Origin of the sequence: Dietzia sp. JS16-p6b, from assembly GCF_003052165.1 — a bacterium.
Taxonomy (GTDB): Bacteria; Actinomycetota; Actinomycetes; order Mycobacteriales; family Mycobacteriaceae; genus Dietzia.
In genome coordinates this window covers 1,151,742-1,169,262 of sequence record NZ_CP024869.1, presented here as the reverse complement: position 1 = coordinate 1,169,262, position 17,521 = coordinate 1,151,742, and the positions used below count along the sequence as shown (strand labels likewise).

At 67.2% G+C, this 17,521-nt stretch carries 21 protein-coding genes and 1 tRNA gene; 14 read left to right on the top strand and 8 right to left on the bottom strand.

Going from position 1 to position 17,521, the window contains the following annotated elements; genetic code table 11:
* Positions 1-329 precede the first annotated feature (329 nt).
* Positions 330-998 carry an oligoribonuclease gene (orn, locus tag CT688_RS05280; protein WP_107756044.1) on the top strand — a complete coding sequence of 223 codons (669 nt, stop codon included), beginning with the start codon at positions 330-332 and terminating at the stop codon, positions 996-998.
* 108 nt (positions 999-1,106) lie between these two features.
* Positions 1,107-1,179: transfer RNA gene (locus CT688_RS05275), tRNA-His, on the top strand.
* A 183-nt stretch (positions 1,180-1,362) separates the two neighbouring features.
* On the opposite strand, the gene CT688_RS17285 is transcribed toward CT688_RS05275, so the two are convergent.
* On the bottom strand, positions 1,363-1,536 hold the full coding sequence (locus CT688_RS17285) for a tyrosine-type recombinase/integrase (protein ID WP_156607131.1): 174 nt from the start codon (positions 1,534-1,536) through the stop codon (positions 1,363-1,365).
* Between the two features lie 461 nt (positions 1,537-1,997).
* On the opposite strand from CT688_RS17285, the gene CT688_RS05265 reads away from it, so the two are divergent.
* Both CT688_RS05265 and CT688_RS05260 read left to right on the top strand, forming a co-directional pair.
* On the top strand, positions 1,998-3,311 hold the full coding sequence (locus tag CT688_RS05265) for an ISL3 family transposase (RefSeq protein ID WP_107755580.1): 1,314 nt from the start codon (positions 1,998-2,000) through the stop codon (positions 3,309-3,311).
* A gap of 29 nt (positions 3,312-3,340) precedes the next feature.
* The gene (locus tag CT688_RS05260; protein WP_107756042.1) at positions 3,341-3,580 is read left to right on the top strand and encodes a hypothetical protein; all 240 of its coding nucleotides are present in this window, start codon (positions 3,341-3,343) and stop codon (positions 3,578-3,580) included.
* Between the two features lie 124 nt (positions 3,581-3,704).
* Here the strand turns inward: CT688_RS05260 and CT688_RS05255 are convergent, their stop codons facing one another.
* The 3 genes from CT688_RS05255 to CT688_RS17280 all read right to left on the bottom strand — a co-directional run bounded on the left by CT688_RS05255 (position 3,705) and on the right by CT688_RS17280 (position 6,039).
* The gene (locus tag CT688_RS05255) at positions 3,705-4,169 is read right to left on the bottom strand and encodes a hypothetical protein (protein ID WP_156607129.1); all 465 of its coding nucleotides are present in this window, start codon (positions 4,167-4,169) and stop codon (positions 3,705-3,707) included.
* A 206-nt stretch (positions 4,170-4,375) separates the two neighbouring features.
* Positions 4,376-5,791: an HIRAN domain-containing protein gene (locus CT688_RS05250; protein WP_107756040.1), complete on the bottom strand. Its 1,416-nt coding sequence runs from the start codon at positions 5,789-5,791 to the stop codon at positions 4,376-4,378.
* Positions 5,792-5,823: 32 nt separating this feature from the next.
* On the bottom strand, positions 5,824-6,039 hold the full coding sequence (locus CT688_RS17280; RefSeq protein ID WP_156607127.1) for a hypothetical protein: 216 nt from the start codon (positions 6,037-6,039) through the stop codon (positions 5,824-5,826).
* A gap of 753 nt (positions 6,040-6,792) precedes the next feature.
* Here CT688_RS17280 and CT688_RS05240 point away from each other — a divergent pair.
* From CT688_RS05240 to CT688_RS17660, 10 genes are all read left to right on the top strand, one after another.
* Entirely contained in the window at positions 6,793-7,044 is a 252-nt protein-coding gene (locus CT688_RS05240; protein WP_107756038.1) for a hypothetical protein, read from the top strand.
* Positions 7,045-7,454: 410 nt separating this feature from the next.
* Positions 7,455-7,832, top strand: coding sequence for a hypothetical protein (locus CT688_RS05235; RefSeq protein ID WP_107756037.1), 378 nt, complete (start codon positions 7,455-7,457; stop codon positions 7,830-7,832).
* A 26-nt stretch (positions 7,833-7,858) separates the two neighbouring features.
* Positions 7,859-8,101, top strand: a complete 243-nt coding sequence (locus CT688_RS05230) for a hypothetical protein (protein ID WP_156607125.1) — start codon at positions 7,859-7,861, stop codon at positions 8,099-8,101.
* A 358-nt stretch (positions 8,102-8,459) separates the two neighbouring features.
* Positions 8,460-9,359 (top strand): putative toxin-antitoxin system toxin component, PIN family, encoded by a 900-nt coding sequence (locus tag CT688_RS05225; protein WP_159077988.1) that lies wholly within the window; start codon positions 8,460-8,462, stop codon positions 9,357-9,359.
* A gap of 178 nt (positions 9,360-9,537) precedes the next feature.
* Positions 9,538-9,699: a hypothetical protein gene (locus CT688_RS05220; RefSeq protein ID WP_231750506.1), complete on the top strand. Its 162-nt coding sequence runs from the start codon at positions 9,538-9,540 to the stop codon at positions 9,697-9,699.
* Between the two features lie 95 nt (positions 9,700-9,794).
* Positions 9,795-10,103, top strand: a complete 309-nt coding sequence (locus CT688_RS05215; protein WP_107756034.1) for a hypothetical protein — start codon at positions 9,795-9,797, stop codon at positions 10,101-10,103.
* Positions 10,104-10,238: 135 nt separating this feature from the next.
* The gene (locus CT688_RS05210) at positions 10,239-10,592 is read left to right on the top strand and encodes a hypothetical protein (RefSeq protein ID WP_107756033.1); all 354 of its coding nucleotides are present in this window, start codon (positions 10,239-10,241) and stop codon (positions 10,590-10,592) included.
* Positions 10,593-10,945: 353 nt separating this feature from the next.
* Entirely contained in the window at positions 10,946-11,659 is a 714-nt protein-coding gene (locus CT688_RS05205; RefSeq protein WP_107756032.1) for a flavodoxin family protein, read from the top strand.
* A 45-nt stretch (positions 11,660-11,704) separates the two neighbouring features.
* Positions 11,705-12,028, top strand: coding sequence for a hypothetical protein (locus tag CT688_RS17665; protein WP_231750505.1), 324 nt, complete (start codon positions 11,705-11,707; stop codon positions 12,026-12,028).
* Positions 12,025-12,438 carry an HAD family hydrolase gene (locus tag CT688_RS17660; RefSeq protein WP_231750504.1) on the top strand — a complete coding sequence of 138 codons (414 nt, stop codon included), beginning with the start codon at positions 12,025-12,027 and terminating at the stop codon, positions 12,436-12,438. Before CT688_RS17665 ends, CT688_RS17660 begins: the two co-directional genes overlap by 4 nt.
* 34 nt (positions 12,439-12,472) lie before the next feature.
* On the opposite strand, the gene CT688_RS05195 is transcribed toward CT688_RS17660, so the two are convergent.
* The 4 genes from CT688_RS05195 to CT688_RS05180 are packed head-to-tail and all read right to left on the bottom strand — an operon-like array spanning position 12,473 to position 17,515.
* Positions 12,473-12,895 carry a hypothetical protein gene (locus CT688_RS05195; RefSeq protein ID WP_107756031.1) on the bottom strand — a complete coding sequence of 141 codons (423 nt, stop codon included), beginning with the start codon at positions 12,893-12,895 and terminating at the stop codon, positions 12,473-12,475.
* Positions 12,892-14,688 carry an ABC transporter ATP-binding protein gene (locus tag CT688_RS05190; protein ID WP_107756030.1) on the bottom strand — a complete coding sequence of 599 codons (1,797 nt, stop codon included), beginning with the start codon at positions 14,686-14,688 and terminating at the stop codon, positions 12,892-12,894. The genes CT688_RS05195 and CT688_RS05190 overlap by 4 nt, the downstream gene beginning before the upstream one ends.
* Positions 14,685-16,430 carry an ABC transporter ATP-binding protein gene (locus tag CT688_RS05185; protein WP_159077987.1) on the bottom strand — a complete coding sequence of 582 codons (1,746 nt, stop codon included), beginning with the start codon at positions 16,428-16,430 and terminating at the stop codon, positions 14,685-14,687. The genes CT688_RS05190 and CT688_RS05185 overlap by 4 nt, the downstream gene beginning before the upstream one ends.
* Entirely contained in the window at positions 16,427-17,515 is a 1,089-nt protein-coding gene (locus CT688_RS05180; RefSeq protein ID WP_156607121.1) for a bifunctional 2-polyprenyl-6-hydroxyphenol methylase/3-demethylubiquinol 3-O-methyltransferase UbiG, read from the bottom strand. Before CT688_RS05180 ends, CT688_RS05185 begins: the two co-directional genes overlap by 4 nt.
* Positions 17,516-17,521: the final 6 nt, after the last annotated feature.

Here is a 17,521-nt window from a genome sequence, read left to right as displayed (position 1 = left end):
CGCCAGGGAAAGCCCAGACCAGTCTTACGAATCCGCCCGTCAGTGCCAGTTCTTCCACCCTGTAGCGAACGGCCCCGGGAGAGTCGAACTCCGTTCCGGGGCGTTCCGCCAGGATTTGTCCCATCTCCGCGAGGAATCGCAAGTTCCACTCATCGGTTGCCATCGACGGTGAGTTTTCGGGGTCGGCCGCGGACGAGGGCATATCCCCACCCTACTGAGGACGTCAGCTGCCACACGGCGGTGCTCCAGACGCCTGCAGGCTCGACGCGGTGGTGGGGGGCCGCAGACGTGGGACGAAGCTTGGAACGCTGCGGCGATATAGTCGAGCGATGCCAGAGTCGAGCGCCGATCCCACCCCTGTCGCGACGTCGAGCCCGACGCCCCACAAGGAGTCCAAGAACGACCGGATCGTGTGGATCGACTGCGAGATGACCGGCCTCGACACCGCGAACGACGCGCTGGTGGAGATCGCGGCACTGGTCACCGACTCCGAACTCAACGTCCTGGGCGACGGCGTGGACATCGTCATCCACGCCTCCGACGCCAAACTGGCCGCGATGCTGCCGGTCGTACGGGACATGCACTCCTCGTCGGGGCTGACCGAGGAGATCCGCGCCTCCGCTGTGACGGTGGCGGAGGCCGAGAAGCAGGTGCTGGACTACATCCGCGCCTGGGTCCCGGTCAGCGGGACCGCTCCCCTCGCCGGCAACTCGATCGGCACCGATCGCGGGTTCCTCGCCCGGGACATGCCCGAGCTCAACTCCTACCTGCACTACCGGATGATCGATGTGAGCTCGATCAAGGAGCTGTGCCGCCGCTGGTATCCGCGCATCTACTTCGGCCAGCCCGAGAAGGGCATGTCCCATCGTGCCCTGGCAGACATCAAGGAGTCGATCCGCGAGCTGAAGTACTACCGCGCCACGGCGTTCGTCCCGCAACCGGGTCCGACCACCGACGAGGTGCGCGCCGCAGCCGGCGCCTTGCCCGCGGTCAACTGAGCCCCCTGCCGCCCGTGCGCGGGTCCGGTCCGCGTCGACACCTCCCGATTTCCTGACCGGGGCTCAGACCGGGTAACATCGTCAACGCTGTTCGCGAGGACGGCGATGGTGGCTGTAGTTCAGTTGGTAGAGCACCAGGTTGTGATCCTGGCTGTCGCGGGTTCGAGTCCCGTCAGCCACCCCCACCGGAAGCGGCGGGTGACCTGCACATTGTGCGGGTCGCCCGCCGTTTTCATTTTGGCCCATGCAACGGTTCCTGCAGCAGCGGTCGTTCATAGCCGCCGAGCAGGGCACCGAATCGGTCCACCGCGCTGCGCTGCATCATTTCGGTGACGCGGGCGAAGATGTCCATGGTGATGGTGATCTAGGCGTGCCCGAGCCTCTCTTGGACCACCTTCGGGTTCTCCCCCGCCTCCAGCAGCAACGTCGCGCGGGTGTGTCTGCCGCCGTGAAGGGTGAGCGCCGGCAGGGGTTCCGCTCTGAGCGCCTTCCGCGCCTTGCGGACTCGGTGGGTGAACATCAGCGACACGGAGTTCACGTTCCGCACGCTGGCCTCCAGATCTCCGAATAAGGGGCCGCCGCCCCGCACGAAGTCGAGAGACAGGGATCCGCGGTGCGCCCGCCACGCCCTCAGGGACGCAACCGTTGACTCGTCAGTGTCGATCACACGAGGAGCACGGTCGAGGCGTCTTCAGATCAGGTTGCGCGGCTCGAGTTGGGGCAGGCGGGCTTGCGGGTGGCGATCAATCCGCGCTAGTAAAACACCTGCGTCGATGCACTTCGGCCGTGAAACTCATGCGGATCGACAGCGGGGCGTCGGCACAAGTGAATCCGATCAAAGACGCCGATCGTGGCCGGTCTCCGGATTACCGGCTCTTCCGGATCCGGAGTGCGTAGCGGGGATGCTGCGGTGATGCGGTGAGGCACAAGATGTAGGGGTCCTGGGGCGTGTGAAGATGCAAGTTCCTACACCAGCACTTCGCATCCCCAGGACCCGCTTTGAACGCTACCGCCAGCCTGCTCGCCGACACCATCTGCCGCACCGTCGAGCTCGGGGTGACCATCACCGACGCCGCTGTGGCTGACGAGCTCACGCACCTGTTCTGCGCCCCGGTCACACTCGACCCGATCTGCGCCGAGTGCGGGATGGCGGGCCGTTTGCGGGACCACGTCCAGCGGAAGGTCACGGATCTACCGATCGTCGGGCATCCCACCAGACTGCACGTGCGGGTACCGCGCTTCACCTGCGACAACACCGAGTGCGCTACGAGGATCTTCCAGCAGCGGATGCCGGCGTTGGCCGAGCCGCGGGCCAAGACCACCCGCCGCTGCAGCCGCTGGATCCTGCAGCGTCTGGCGATCGACCGCACCAGCGTGTCCGCCGTGGCCAAGGCCCTCGGGCTGGGGTGGGACCTGGTCAATGACCTGGCGGTCTCGGAGGTTCGCACGATGGTCTACGAGCAGCCCGGACACTTCGACGGAGTCCGCGTTCTCGGTGTCGATGAGCACAAATGGAAGCACGTGCGCGGCGACGGCAGCAGTGCGTTCGTCACCGTCCTGGTCGACCTGACCCCGGTCGTGGACGGCACCGGCCCGTCTCGCCTGTTGGACATGGTCCCGGGCCGTTCGGCGAAGGTCCTCACCGAGTGGCTGGACGCCCGTGACCAGGTGTTTCGAGACCGGGTCAAGGTTGTCACGATGGACGGGTTCGCCGGCTACCACACCGCCGCCGCCAGCGCGGTGCCCGCTGCCCGGACGGTGATGGACCCGTTCCACGTCGTGCACCTGGCCGCCGACAAGCTCACCGTGTGCCGCCAACGCATCCAGCAGGCCACCACCGGGCACCGGGGCCGCACGGGCGACCCGCTGTACGGCATCCGCCGCACCCTGCGAACCCGCGCTGAACTGCTGACCGACAAGCAGAAGATGCGCCTGTTCCAAGCGTTCACCGCCCATGACGCGCACGCGGCGGTGGAGGTCACCTACGGCGTCTACCAGCGACTCATCACTGCTTACGAAGCCTCGGGCAAGCGGGAGGGCAAGATCGCTATGTACAAGCTCCTCAAGTCGATCCGGGCCGGTGTACCCGCCGAACTCCCCGAGCTCGCGCAGCTCGGCCGTTCGCTGTGGAAGCGGCATCGGGAGATCCTGGCCTACTTCGACGTGGGCGCTTCCAACGGCCCCGTCGAAGCCATCAACGGACGCCTCGAGCACCTCCGCGGAATCGCCCTGGGCTTCCGGAACCTCAAGCACTACATCTTGCGGTCACTGATCCACTCCGGACAGCTTCAGGACCGGATCAATGCACTCTAAAACCGGAAGGGCCGGATTACCTTCTGGACATGGGTTACGCGTGGAAGTCGGGCACCGGTTTTCGAGAGTCTGAGCCGTACGAGGTCCAGCGTCCCGACGATCTGCCGATAGCGTCGGCAGTGTGGGACGAGGTGAAGAAGGTGCGGATGGTCGTTCCTACCCACCACTCCCTTGGGATTGCGTTGTACCGGGCGCTCGGTGATCTTGAGTTCGAGGTGATCGAGCTACGCCGTCGTCTCGCTGACGTGGAGGAACGTGAGAACGGGTAACACAGGCAATACCTACCGCACTCCTGACTAGCTTCCTGAGAGCGCAGGACCCGCCCACATCACACCCGATGGTAGCGGCGATTACGCATTGCCGGATACGACATGAATGCGTCTCGAACAGGAACTACACGGATTCGGTTCGATCCTCGTCCGAGATCCCCTCGTCTCGAATGTCCCGATAGAACGCTGCCCAGATGGTGAACGTCACCATGGCCACCACACCCAGAGAAGTCAACACGCTGCCCACCACGATGCCTCGCGCCACCCAGCCGTCCGCGAAGACGCCACAGATCGCGGTGGCAACTGCTGCGAGGAACAAGATGAAGACGGAGAAGGCGAGCGCGTTTGGAAGGCGAACTCCAACCTGCCGCCTCATTCGTTCGACCGCTAATCCCGAGGTGCCCAAGAACACCATCACCGCAGCCACGAAACCAGCCATGGTTCCCATAACGCCGGCCAGGGCGAAGATCCCCGATGCAAGATCGTCTCGACGCACGACAAAGGCCAAATCATGGTAGACGCCGCTTATCGCCACCCCAACCCCGACGAGTACAACGCACATGGATAAAGCGAGCACGAGATCACCCAAGGGCGAAGAGTCGAATCGCTCCCACCCCGTACGCACTCGCCGAGCTGCAGAGTTACACCCACGCGAAGGCAGCCCGGCCAGTCTCCGAAGCACCATCCCAGCTGTCGCCAAAGCCGAACCTCCTACCGGCGCGAAGATCCTGGTCCACTGAGGCAGCGGGCCCCGCCGGTGGCCTGCAGCATCCAGGAGCGGTGGACGGCCAGTTCTCACGACCCTTTCCACCCGTTGCCCGGGTCCTGGTTCTCTTTGGCGGAGACACTGGCGGCCCGTCGCCCCCAAATTCCGACGCCGATCGCAACAGGAACGCCAAGCAGCCAGACGATGGCGCCGCCGCCGGGAGATCCGAGTCCGGAGATTAGGATCCCCAGCGCGAATGCGGCGAAGAACGTTGCGGCGGCCAGGCCGAGAGCGCGGCCGCTCCCCTTCGTGTTCTTGCGGGACTTCGCCACGGGCAGCGGAGCATTGCCGTGCGAAGAGGCACCGTACGGGACAAGCGGGGGCGTCGTCGGTGCTGGCCGCGGGGACAGCGGCGGTCTCGCCACGTGCGCGGCCGGCGGCGAAGCCGGGGCATGGTTGGGCTCAGGCGATCTCGGGGGCGGCGCCGAATGGCCAGCCGGTTGTGACCGCGGTGGCTGAGCCAAGGTGCGCTGGATCTTGACTTGCGGTGTAGACGGCGTGCGAGCCTCTGCGTCGTGGCCGATAGCCGTGCCTCGGCCGAAACGCTGCTTCTCCTCTCGGATCGAGCGAGCACGCGCTGCGGTGGTGGTCTGGCCGTAGGTATTCGGTACTAGGTACTGCGCGTTTGGATCGTAGGGAGTGAGGCTGGGCAGCCGCACCGCTGGGCCGTCCAAGGCGGCGTCGTCCAGCTCGTGGGCTTTGGCTGCGCGGATGGTGAGTTCCGCGGCGACTCCGGAACCCTTGATCGCGGCTCGAACCGCCGTGGCCAGCCCGCGGTCGGTGTTGTGCACGATCGCAGGCAGGAACTTCTCGCTGGTGGCCTTAGTGAGTTCTCCAACCCGTTCACCGTCGAGGCGCACCTCGGCTACGACCCGCCGCGACCTCGAGGAGACGATCTCTTCCTTGTGAAGGGTCACGTACAGCGCGCCGGCACCGCTTGGTGGGACATAGTCGGCGAGCACATCAAAGTGGTCGGCTTCCTTAGTTACCTGGACAACGTTGCCGGAGGGCAGGAGGTTGTGGGGCTGGGAGGGCGGATCGTTGAGCGGCAAGCTCAGGTCAGGTTCGCCCAGTCCGAGGCGCACGCTGCCGGTCTCGAATCCGGCGGACTTCTGGTACCAGATCCGGCCTGGTGCGGCCGCAGTGAGCCCGGTCGCCGCGACGCGAGCGACGACGGGCCACCAGTCAAGGTTGGTCTCTTTCGGGAAGTAGCCAACGATGAGTCCCTGGTAGCGGACGGAGATGGCACGGTCGTCGTATGGATTGTCCGGCTCGGGGACCAGTTCCAGGTCCACCCGAACATCGTTGTACTCGGACTTCGGGGTGCGGTTCCACGCCCGTCGGATCGCAGGCAGGTAGTTCGACTCTCCGACGACCTCGAAGTCCTGCCAGATGCGGTTGACGCCCCATAGCGCGTAGGGCTGGATGGTGCGTGAGCGGGTCATTGCGATCCTTCCGTCCCGTCGTGCTGAGACTCTTAGCTGGCGTAATTGGGTCGGCGGTGCAAATGCTCATCCCTTGGTGGTACTTCGGTGACGAACGCGGTGCGCTGCCGCACGGGGTAGTAGTGCAACATTGGCTCATTGCGCTCGCCGTCCGACTCGTCGTGTCGGTGCGCCTCCTCGGCCAGCCCGGCATGCAGGTCATCGACGTCCGAAGCGTGGAATTCGGCGAGGTGGGTGGCGGGTGACACGGTATTTCCTTAGACATCGGGGGCCAGTTCCTGGAATTGTTCCCCAGTGGATCGCATCTCGTAGTGGAGTTGCTCCGCGAATCTGGGCCGGGACCTTTTCACGCCCCTCAGTCGTGGCTCTATCCCGCCTTCATTCATAAAATGACCGACTACGCTCCGCGGCGGTCAATCTCTGCCTGGACCCGGGGGATCTCCCTCTGGAGGAAGCCGGCTGTGGCCAAGTCGTTTTCTTGGATACAGATATCCCAGGAGCGCCGTAGGCCCGCGAGGTGGGGGCGTAGCTCGTCGTCGTCCATTACTTCAATCGGTCTCATAGGCACACCCTTTAACGACTGCGCCGGGGTGTCAACGCATCGAGACCGGTCGTCGAATCCGAGCGGCGCTGTTGACTTCCACGCCCGACTATGGGCGGGGTCGGGCGTGGCCCTACTCGCGAGAATTCAGCACCGCTCATCGAGCTGATCTTCGTAGCTTGCGGCGTTTCCACCTCCTGGATCTGCCTCAAGCATCTGCCGAAGAGACTCGCACTCGTAAGGCTCCAGCGGAGAGTTGCTCCAGTCGAAGTCGTCTTCGTCCCCACACCCGACCACCATGAGGCTAAGGGCCAAGAATGCAGCAGTTGCTATGGCTCGCATGAAGACAAACTTAGTTCCCCTTGCCCGTTGCGTGGTCAAGTATCGCCAAGTGGCACCGATTATCGACGGTGAATCTGGGGCGGGTCTCAAACCCCGGTCGGCGTGATCCAATTGGCGCATGCAGAAGCAGTGCCCGGACAGCCGGCTGGATTACATCGTCGAGGGAATCAAGTTCGAGGGAGCGCGAGTCGAGTACCAGATCGTCGAGGGCCAGGATCCAGGGTGGGTGCTGCACGTCTTTGAGCCGAAGCTCCCCAACACGGCGATGTTTAAATACCCGGTCCGCGAGGCAGACGTGCACGACGGGGACTCACGGGCCCGCCTGCGGTCAGGGCTCGACTGCGCCTGGCGCATGGCCTTTATGGACTAGCCACCCGCGCCCCGCTCGGCGAGCACCAAAGCCTCGGCCTGGCCCGCTGGGTTTCCGCGCTTGCGGTAGACGCTCGCGGTCACGTCGCCCCTGAACGGGTCGCAAACCCCGTCTGATCAGGTCACTAGCGGCTCGTACCGTGCCGCTATGTCTACGGCACAGGGACGCGCAAGGATCGAGTTCGAGGCGGATGCTTCGGGCGTCTCTGCCGAGCTCATCGCGAAGATCAATGCGACGCTCGAGAAGATCGCGGCCACTTTCGACAAGGCCTTCGCTCGCATGGAGGCCAATGCTCAAGCCTGCATGGGCGGCATCGGGCAAGCCGCCGAGACCGCCGGTCGACGAGCAGACGGCGCCGCGTCCGGAGCGGCCGCGGCCTTCGGCAAGGTTGACGCCGCAGCGGCCACTACATGGACATCGGCAACGGCATCGGCTACGACCAGGGTGGTGTCGCGGTCGGTGAGGGGTTCCTGCAGAAGAAGACCGTCGACCCGGCCCTCGCCGGGGCCCTGCAATCCGGTGTCGAGTGGGAGCGCGTAACCCAGGGCATGCAACGCTCCGCCGAGGCGTGGGCCAACGGCGACTCGGTGCGCGTCGCCGAGGACAAGCGGCTCGCCACTCCCGACGAGATGCGCCGCCAAGTTGAAGGGAACTTCCTGTCCGAGCTCGCCGACGAGTTCGGCGGCCTCATCGAACTCAAGGGCTGTAGAAGGCACCCGAGCTGGTCTGAGACTCCGGCCTGGTCACCCTCGACAAGAACACTCTCGCCAAGCTCGACGCCGCCATAGCCACCCCAGACGGCGCCACCCCCGATGTGGCCGTCCCGACTGGAGTGGTCGCCAGCGATGAGCTGACGAAGGCCACCCGCATCACCACCGACACCACCGGCGGCGGCGCGGCCACTGGCACCGGAGAGCGCGGCGAGAAGGTGATCAACGTGGACATGACGGTCAACGTCAACGGCGCCACCGACCCCATGGCGATCGGCGACCAGGTCGTCTCCCGCATCACCCGCGGCCTCGAAACAGCGATCGGCGGTCAGGTGAGGTCCCAGTGACCGCCGCCTCGCCGGTCGTGGTCTACAGCTCGCTTACTCGGTCAGTAAAGCCGGATATGGCCGGGCGGGACCCGCGTAGTCTGGATAGACATAGCTTGGAAGGACAGGCGTTATGGGGTACTCCTCACGACAGGACGCGGCCCGCCGGCGGTTGAACAAGAAGTTCGGCGAGAGGGAAGGCCAGGGCGATGCAGTCTTGGCTGGCGGCGCACTCGCTGCGGTTGCGTCTACCGTTGCCCGCCGAGGCCCTCTTTCTGACGAACAGGCCTACGCAGAGGTGCAGGCGGAGACTGAGCTGATGCGTCGCGAGCGCAGAGAGCACAGCACCGCAGATGCTGCGCACAGGAAGTAGCTGCGCGTGTCAAGGCCGAGAGTCGTTATCGACACAAACGCCCTCATTTCGGCAGCCCTGAGCCCTCGAGGCGCTCCAGCCCAGCTTCTAGATCGAGTCCGGTCAGGCGGTGTCGAGATGATCATGTCGGATCATCTGTGCCACGAATTGGAATCCCGACTAGAGCGGGAGAGGTTTCGCCGTTGGCTATCCCTCGAGGAAGTCGAGATCTTCGTCGACGCACTTAGCCTTCTCGCCACTTGGCTGGATGACAGGCACTCTGACGAGGTGCCGCACGTGTGCGATGACCCCGACGACAACTTCCTCGTAGCTCTCTATCAAGACTCGGGGGCCCACATGCTCGTTAGTGGAGATAAGGCCGTGCTGCGGATCGACTATCCAGGTCTCCACCTCTACAAGCCGGCAGAAGCACTCACCGCCCTCCAGTTCAACCACAAGTGGGGCAGCGCCTACTTGTCGGGCGAGGGGCGCCAAGCAGATTCGCTCCGTGACATCAACGGTGAAGGCAACGCCGGAATCTTTAACTGCTACACGACATTTGCTGCAGTCATCCAAGACCCCACCGCCCTACATCTGCTGCCACTTGTCGTAGTCCCGGACACTCTCAAGTACTTCAAACGCGGTCAGAAGGACCTAGCGAAACAACTGGCCGACCGGGGAATGGCTACCCGCCCGATCTACGCCTCCCCAGAAATCGCGTACATCAAGTTGCCCCCGGACCCGGGCGTGAACCTCCGGGTGATGGATTCAGCAGAGCTTCCCCAAGGGACCATCTTCGCCACCATGCAGCGGTGCCCAGACCTCAGTGACCCCCCAGGCTCGAGCTTCGATCACTGGCGGGTTTGGGGAATCGGAGGACTTGTAGAGCCGGAGAGGATCCGCCCTCGCAAGGAGCGCACTCGCTAGACCCGTAGCAACGCCTCGACCGGACGGCGCCTCCGCGGCCTCCCACCCGGGCCCCAGCGGCGTTCCTTTAGAAGGTTCAGCAGGCCAACTTGTCGTAGAGCGGACATGCGCTGCGTAGCTACGGGGATGCCGAGACTTCGTCTCCTGTCGACGACACGCCACCCAAAAGTAGGACTCGATGTCCATGATCGAAGAACTCCTCACCCCTGAACAGCTCGCCGACGACCTCGATATGACGGTGACTGCGCTGGCGCAGTGGCGGTACCGGGGCATGGGGCCACGGTTCGTGACGGAGGCCGCTGGGTCCGCTACCGCCGCGCCGACGTCGAGGAGTGGCTAGAGTCGCGGGTTCACACCCGGACCGATCAGCCAGCAGGCCCTCGGTGAGACTTGAATCCCTGAGCTCCGGTCGCTTCCGCCGTACCGTGAACCGGTATGGCCACCCCTGACTTTGCCGAGATCTTCCGCCAAGTAGACCGGGCAGGCCGCCACCGCACCGAAGTGTTCGACCTCGCCAGTGCACACTGCGGTGGCCGGCCCATCGAGGCCACTATTGAGCTGAGCGGCGAGGAGATTTTGGTGCTCGCCCGGGCCCTGGAGCCATTCCCAGTCGACGTCGCACCCGCGTTCAGCGACTGGGGTCACCAGCTTCGCTCCGCCCTTGACGGGATCGTCTACCATCTCGCCGTCAAAGACAGTAGGCAGTGCCCACCCCCGGGGACGAACAGCTGCAGTACCCACTGAGCGTGACACCCGAGAAGTTCGCCAATGAGGCGAAGCGGCGTCTCAAGCACCTCTCGGCCATTTCGATCGAAGAGATAGAGCGGACCCAGCCGTACAACCTCCCGACGGGGGGAACACGGCCACGCACTTTGGCGGTTGCACGAGGTTGCCAAAATCGACCGTCACCGCCTCGCCCACGAGTTCGCCTGGAACGTCCGCGGCGTGGAATTCGCCATTCGAGGGCTCGCCGGCGCCCAGGTCGACGACTGCGACCACACGCTGACCTACGTCACCCACGAGCAGACGACCAGGCTCACGACGATCACTCCCCCACCCGGCGTCCACCCACAACCCGGCTCCTCAGTCGACGTGCTCGCCTTTCCGGAGGTCCCCCGGTGGCACTTGGACGCGTTTCCGAGCTACCGACAGTACGGGCTGATTGATCGCATGGGGAACGTCGAGGAGCTCATCCGGAAGATGGCTCAGCACTTCGCCGAGCGCAACGATTGATGACGGCTCGGTCGGCCGACTATGGGGGCCATGCAACACATTCTGCAATGCCGACGTTGCACCGGAATGCACACCAAGGCACACATCGACCCGAAGAAAGCCGTCTAAGCTCAGCTCAGGGGCCGTTCGCTGACCCGGAATGTGCGTCGATGCGCCACCCGGGACGGGAGTTCGAGTCCCGTCAGCCACCCCGTACGAACGAGGTCCGAACTGTCGACCAAGGGACCACCCTTGGACGGGGTTCGGGCCTCGTTCTCATTTGTCCCCTCCCATCTCGTCACCGAAACCGGCAGGAACCTCCCCGCTGGTGATTACGCTCGGATTCACGCCCGCACCGATGCCGAGGAGTCCCGATGAGCGAGCCCGACTTCGCCGGCCTGCGGGCGATGTTCGTCAACTGCACTCTCACGCGCAGCCCCGGGCTCAGCCACACCCAGGGACTCATCGACGCGAGCGCCTCAATCATGCGCAGGCACGGAGTCGAGGTGGAGATCCTCCGCGCGATCGACCACCCGATCGCCACGGGCGTCTACCCGGACATGCGCGAGCACGGGTGGGACGTGGACGCCTGGCCGGAGATCTACCCGCGGATTCTCGAGGCCGACATCCTCGTGTTGGCCGGGCCCATCTGGCTGGGCGACAACTCCAGCGTGATGAAGAAGGTCATCGAGCGTCTCTACGCACTGTCCGGGATGCTCAACGACAAGGGTCAGCACCTCTATTACGGCCGGGTCGGCGGGTGCCTGATCACCGGCAACGAGGACGGTCTCAAGCACTGCGCGATGAACATCCTCTACAGCCTGCAACACCTCGGCTACACGATCCCGCCCAACGCCGATGCGGGTTGGATCGGCGAGGTAGGCCCCGGGCCGTCGTACCTGGACCCCGGCAGCGGTGGGCCGGAGAACGACTTCACCAACCGCAACACGACCTTCTTGACCTGGAACCTGATGCACCTGGCCCGGCTGCTCAAGGCGGCCGGCGGCATCCCCGGCGAGGGCAACCAGCGCTCCGCCTGGGACTCCGGGGCCCGCTTCGGCTGGGAGAACCCCGAGTACCGATCCTGACCGCGCGATCCTGAGCGAGCACCGATCCTGAGCGAGGAGGGTTCCATGACCGACGAGCTCTCTCGGGAGCGATTCGCGAGGCAGGACCACCCGGCGAACCCGGGCGGGCCACCGACACCTTCCCTCATCATCTTCGACGTCAACGAGACCCTCTCGGACATGTCGCCGATGGCCCGGCGGTTCGAGGACGTCGGCGCGCCGGCTCACCTGGCGTCGAGCTGGTTCGCAGGACTTCTCCGGGACGGCTTCGCCCTCACGGTCGTCTCGGCGAGCGACTCGTTCGCCACCTCGCCGCGGAGTCCCTGCGGATCAGCCTCCACAGCACGCCGCTCGATCGCGACCCGGACGAGGCCGTCCAGCACATCATGAGCGGGTTCTCGGTCCTCCCCGTGCACTCAGACGTACCAGATGGAGTGCACGCACTCACGGACCTCGGGATCCGCTTGGTGACTCTGAGCAACGGCTCGGCGGCGATAGCCGAAGGCCTCCTCGACCGCGCATCGATACTCGAGCACTTCGAGGCACTTCTCTCGGTGGAGGACGCCGGCGCCTGGAAACCGGCCGGCAGGGCATACGCGCACGCTCTCGCCCGGTGCGACGTCGACCCCAGGGACGCGATGCTCGTCGCCGTTCATCCCTGGGACATCGACGGCGCCGCTCGGACGGGACTCGGCACCGCCTGGATCACCAGGGACGGTGCGCCCTACCCGGGATACTTCAGGGCGCCGGACGTCACGGCATCGTCCCTCTCAGACCTGGCCGGCCAGCTGCGTCGCTGAAACCTCCCACTGACAGCGGCGGCGACGTCCCCGATCAGTTCCTCGACGCCACCCGCTCGTAGTGCGCTCGCCGGAGAGGCAGCGGGAGTTCGTCCACCGTGAGATCGGAGGTCTCGAGCCACCGGATCAGTCCGTTCACCTCCGGGGTCGTCCGCACCGGTCCGACGGTCACCACGTGTCCTCGGGGCTCGCGGGTGACGCGATGGCACCGTTGCACTAGGACGACGGGGCCGTCCGCGTTCGACTCCCGTGCGGCCCCACACCTGCCGCCGAAGAGGCAGGTGGCGCGCGCCAGCACTCCGTGGGCAGAGCGGCCCACCGCCCGGCTCAGGGCCGAGAGCAGCGCGGACTCCCTCTCCCCGCCGCACGTGCCGCAGTACATCAGCGTGAAAGCGTTCTGCGGTCGGTCGCCGGGGTTCGGGCGAGGCGGGTTCTCCGGGTGATGGGACTTCGTCATCGTCTGCTCCTCTCATCCGTCCCGGCTGTCGACCGGGCGCGGGGCCCGTTCCGGGCGGGACTCCTCTGGGCGGGGCTCTTCTGGGCGGGATCACCGGCCGGTTCGACCCGGTCCCACATCCGTCGATACCGTCCGTCCGTGCTCAGCAGCTGCGCATGGGTACCGCGCTCGATCACCCGCCCCTGCTCCAGGACGACGATCTCGTCGGCTCGGGTGACCGTGCCGAGGCGATGCGCGATGAGCAGGACGGATCGTCCGCGGGCCAACTCAGCGATCACCTCCGAGACCTCGCTCTCGGTCCGGGTGTCCAGGGCCGAGGTGGGCTCATCCAGCACTACGACCGGTGCATCCACGAGCAGGGCCCGGGCGATGGCCACGCGCTGCCGCTGTCCCCCGGACAGCCCGGCTCCGTCCTCCCCCAGACGCGTGTCGTATCCGTGGGGCAGGTCGCTGATCGCGGCGTGGAGCTGCGCGCGCGTGGCCGCGTCGACGATGTCGGCACGGTCGGCGTCGGGGCGGCCGAGCGCGATGTTCTCGGCCACCGTCCCCGGCACCAGATGGGTGTGCTGGAACACCTGGGTCACCGTGGCCGCGAGGGTGTCCGGGGCGATCTCGCGGACGTCCACTCCGCCGATCCTCACCGACCCGGCGGCGGGATCGTCGAGGCGTGAGAGCAGGCCACCGAGCGAGGACTTCCCGCTGCCCGAGTGGCCGACCACGGCGACCATCCCCCTCTCGGGGAGTTCCAGATCGATCCCCCGGAGCGCCGGGGTGCCGTCCGGGTAGTCGTATCCCACGTCGTCGAACCGCACCTCGACACCTCGTGGTGTCCGGGGCTCCGCCGGGTCGGGAAGCTGCGGGATCTCGGCCACCGATCGCAGCCGCTCCAGGGCCGAGCGGGTCACGTGCCACTGCTCCCCCACCGACAGCGCGGCCACCAGAGGCCGGTAGACGGCGATCGCCACGAGGAGGAACCCCACGGCGATCTCCGTTCCGCGGCCGGCCACCACCGCCATCAGCACCGGGACGCCGGCCATGAGGACAGCCGAGGCCAGCATCAGCGGGGGGATCAGCCTGCCGAGCATCCGCACCGAGGAGTCGCGCAGGTCAAGCGCCGTTGCGCGCAGGACGTCGGCGATCCGCCCCGGCGCCGCGAGGACCCTCCACACGGTGATCCCGGTGAGCACGTCGACGAACCGCGCCGAGGACTCGGCCTGCAGGGTGGTCCGCTCCCGGGCGGCGGCGGTCGTCCGGGTCCCCGCCCACACGGTCGCCGGGATCGCCGCGAGGACGGCGCCGGCGAGCACGAGAGCGACGACCGGGTCGTAGACGGCCGCGGCCACCACGACGAAGACCGGCAGCCCGAGAGCCTGTCCCAGCTTGGGCAGCCCTTCGGACAGGAAGTCCTCGATCTGCTGCATGTCACCCGTGAGCAGGGCCTGGATCTCCCCGCGGCGGCGACCGGTGGCCGTCGGGACGGGCACGCGGAGCAGGTGCTCGAGCACCCACTCGCGGACATGAGCGGACACCTGGTAGGAGGCCAACCAGGAATCCCTGGCGGCCAGATACGAGGCGAGCAGTTGTCCGATGAGCGTTGCCACGGCCACCACGGTCACCTGAACGGCCCGGTTCCTGTCGACCTGCCCACCGCGGGCCAGGTCGACGACGAGGGTGATCAGCACCCCGTAGAGCAGCCCGCCGAGCAGGGACTGGACGATCCGCCAGCCCACCCCGCGCAGGACGCGGACCCGTTCGGCCCCGGCGATCCGCCACATCGTGCCCACTCCGCTCATCGGATCCCCGCCCCCGCCCGCGACTCGGCCTCGGTCAACTCGGCATAGAGCCCGCCGCGGTCGAGCAGTTCGTCGTGAGTGCCCTGCTCGGCGATCGCGCCCCGGTCGAGCACCACGATGTGATCCGCCCGGCGGGCCAGCGCGATCCGGTGGGTCGCCATCACGAGCGTCCTTCCCCGGCACCACCGCGAGATCGACTCCCACAAATCGTCCTCAGTGAGCGGGTCGACCGAGGCGGTCGGCTCGTCCATCAGGACCAGCCAGGCGTTGACGACGAGGGCCCGCGCGAGCGCGAGACGCTGCCGCTGCCCCCCGGACAGGCCCGCCCCCGCCTCCCCGAGGCGCCGGTCGAGGACCGGGTCCCCGAGTTCCCCGAGGAGCCCGACGGCATTCAGCGCGTCGAGCAGGAGACCGTCGGGGGCGTCGGGCGCCCCCATCCGGAGGTTCTCCCCGATCGAGCCGGCGAACAGCAGGGGATTCTGAGCGGCCAGGCTCACCCAACGGCGGCCGGGGACGCCCAGTAGGTCGGCGGTGGGCACGCCACCGAGCATGACCTCACCGACGGGTGGTCTCCTCACCCCGGCGATCACCTCCAACAGGGTCGTCTTGCCCGATCCGGACTCCCCCACGAGGGCGACCGTCGTACCCTCCGGGACCCGAAACGAGACGCGTCGGAGCGTGCTCTCGCGCCCCCGGTGACCGAAGTCGAGGCCGTCGACGGCCAGGGTGCGATCCCTCGGCTCCCGGCCGGTCACCGTCGTCGGCTCACGCGGGGCCAGGTCGAGCTGCTCCTCGACCGCTCGGGCGCTCGCCGCCGCGAGGGGAAGAGAGTGCATCCGGTAGAAGAGTGTGACGAGCGGAACCGTGTAGGCCGGGGCCAGGACCACGAACAGCAGGAACGTGTCCACCTTGAGCCTCCCGGCAGCGAGCAACCAGGCCCCGAGCACCGCGACGACCGCCGGGGTGGCGGTGACCAGAGGCGAGAACCAGGCGCCCCAGCGGAGGAACGCCGCTCCCCACGCGGACTGGAGGCGCGCGGTGCGTTGGATCGCGGACACCGCCGTCGACCCCGACGTCCGCGCGCCGAAGACCCTGATCTCCGCGAGGGCGGTGAGCTGGTCCATCATCGCCCGACCCATCGCCGCGTTGGCCTCGACGAACTCGCCCATCCGGTGGGCGTTGGACCGCATCGCCCGCCGCATCGTCCAGAAGGCCAGCGGGGCCACCGCCGCGCACGCCAGGGCCAACCGCCAGTCCTCACCCAGGAGCCACACCGTCATGGCGAGCCACACCGTCACACTGGCCGCGAACTCCGGGACGCCGTGGGCCAGGATCCCCTCGAGACGCTCGACCTCCTCCCCCGCGGCAGAACGGGCGGAGGCGGTGTGACGGTCCGACAGGTCGGACAACTCCGCCACGGACCACGCTTCTCCGAGGGCGATGCGGATCCGCGCGATCACCTCGAAGGCGGCACGGTGCGCCAGCGCGGTCGCGGCACCGAAGGTGAGATAGGTGACGACGACCCCCGCAGCGGCGAGAGCGACCGCCTGGGGCACCGCCATCCCCCCGTGGCCCACCACCACGTGCACGAGCAGACGGTAGACGGCGTAGGGCACCGCGAGCTCAGCGAAGGCGGACACCACGGCGAGCGACACCGCGGCCGCGAGCAGGCGGCGGGACCCGCCGAGGTGGGGGCGCACCAGCCGTGGCACGGCCCGATAGTCGAATCCCGAGGCGCTCACTGCGGCTCTCCTCGCCGATGGCCGGTCGGGGCGAGCGGGCGGGAGGTGAGGATCAAACGGTCCGGCGACTCCCGGCTCATATGCACTCCGGCGCCACCCGCCGGGGTCCACTCCGAGGCCTCCAGCGCCGAGGGCCCGAAGGGGCACACCAGGCCGTCCGGTACGTCCACCACCCCGCCCGCCTTCAGGACCGCGCGGGCTCCGGTCTCCCGACGACGTTCGTCGTCGCCCAGGTCCTCCCACCGGTGGGTGGCGCGAGGTCCTGCGTCGGTGCCACCGGCCACCCCACCGACGGTGGCACGAGCACCGCCTCCGGGTCCGGCGGAGCCCTCGGGCCGGAGCAGGACGTCCACGCGGTACCGGGCGAGATCACTGTCCTGCAGGCAGCGCGCCAGCACGGTGGTCTCCACCCCGAGGGATCGCCCCGGCTCCCAGGGGTCGAGCGCGAGTTCGCGGTCCCGTCGAGCGAGGTCCGCGACCAGTGCGTCGAGCCGGCCCGGTCCCGCCCACGGCTCCGATCTCAGCGCGCGCTCGCGCAACCGCCGCGCGTCACGGCGGGCGTCGCGCAGATCTCCGAGGAACAGCACCCCACCGGGAGCCAGCAGGTCGAGCAGGCCGGTGAGCACCACTTCGAGGTAGTCCATGTCGGGGAAGTAGTGGACGACACTGTTGAGGAGGATGAGGTCCGGCCGGTCCCCGGGTAGCACCTGCGGGCTCAGCTCGTGCGCAGCCCGCCGATCGAAGGTGAGACCGGAGGGCCGCCCCGGATCGTCGAGGAGGTCGCGGACGCCGGCGAGGGTGAGGTCCACGGCGTGATACGACCTCACCTCCGATGCCAGGGCCCGGGCGATCATCCCGGTGCCTGTTCCCACGTCGAGTACGCGCACCGGACGCAGGCCCCGCAGCCGGTCGACCGTGGCGTCCCGCCACTCCCACATGATCTCGGCGGGCAGAGGTCGACCGGACAGCGCGTCGACCCACCCCTCGAGACCGTCGGCCGCGGTGCCGCGGGCGTGACCGTCGGTGTAGACCTCCTCGTACACCGCCGACCACGCGTCCACCCGGTCGACCTGGGCGCTCGTCACCGTCCC

What these genes read in the sequence shown, in the direction of transcription:
- CT688_RS05250 (WP_107756040.1), bottom strand. Translation starts at nt 5,791, where the DNA reads ATGACCCGCTCACGCACCATCCAGCCCTACGCGCTATGGGGCGTCAAC.
- CT688_RS05240 (WP_107756038.1), top strand. Translation starts at nt 6,793, where the DNA reads ATGCAGAAGCAGTGCCCGGACAGCCGGCTGGATTACATCGTCGAGGGA.
- orn (WP_107756044.1), top strand. Translation starts at nt 330, where the DNA reads ATGCCAGAGTCGAGCGCCGATCCCACCCCTGTCGCGACGTCGAGCCCG.
- CT688_RS05215 (WP_107756034.1), top strand. Translation starts at nt 9,795, where the DNA reads ATGGCCACCCCTGACTTTGCCGAGATCTTCCGCCAAGTAGACCGGGCA.
- CT688_RS05260 (WP_107756042.1), top strand. Translation starts at nt 3,341, where the DNA reads ATGGGTTACGCGTGGAAGTCGGGCACCGGTTTTCGAGAGTCTGAGCCG.
- CT688_RS05220 (WP_231750506.1), top strand. Translation starts at nt 9,538, where the DNA reads ATGTCCATGATCGAAGAACTCCTCACCCCTGAACAGCTCGCCGACGAC.
- CT688_RS05205 (WP_107756032.1), top strand. Translation starts at nt 10,946, where the DNA reads ATGAGCGAGCCCGACTTCGCCGGCCTGCGGGCGATGTTCGTCAACTGC.
- CT688_RS17665 (WP_231750505.1), top strand. Translation starts at nt 11,705, where the DNA reads ATGACCGACGAGCTCTCTCGGGAGCGATTCGCGAGGCAGGACCACCCG.
- CT688_RS17660 (WP_231750504.1), top strand. Translation starts at nt 12,025, where the DNA reads ATGAGCGGGTTCTCGGTCCTCCCCGTGCACTCAGACGTACCAGATGGA.
- CT688_RS05235 (WP_107756037.1), top strand. Translation starts at nt 7,455, where the DNA reads ATGGACATCGGCAACGGCATCGGCTACGACCAGGGTGGTGTCGCGGTC.
- CT688_RS05195 (WP_107756031.1), bottom strand. Translation starts at nt 12,895, where the DNA reads ATGACGAAGTCCCATCACCCGGAGAACCCGCCTCGCCCGAACCCCGGC.
- CT688_RS05190 (WP_107756030.1), bottom strand. Translation starts at nt 14,688, where the DNA reads ATGAGCGGAGTGGGCACGATGTGGCGGATCGCCGGGGCCGAACGGGTC.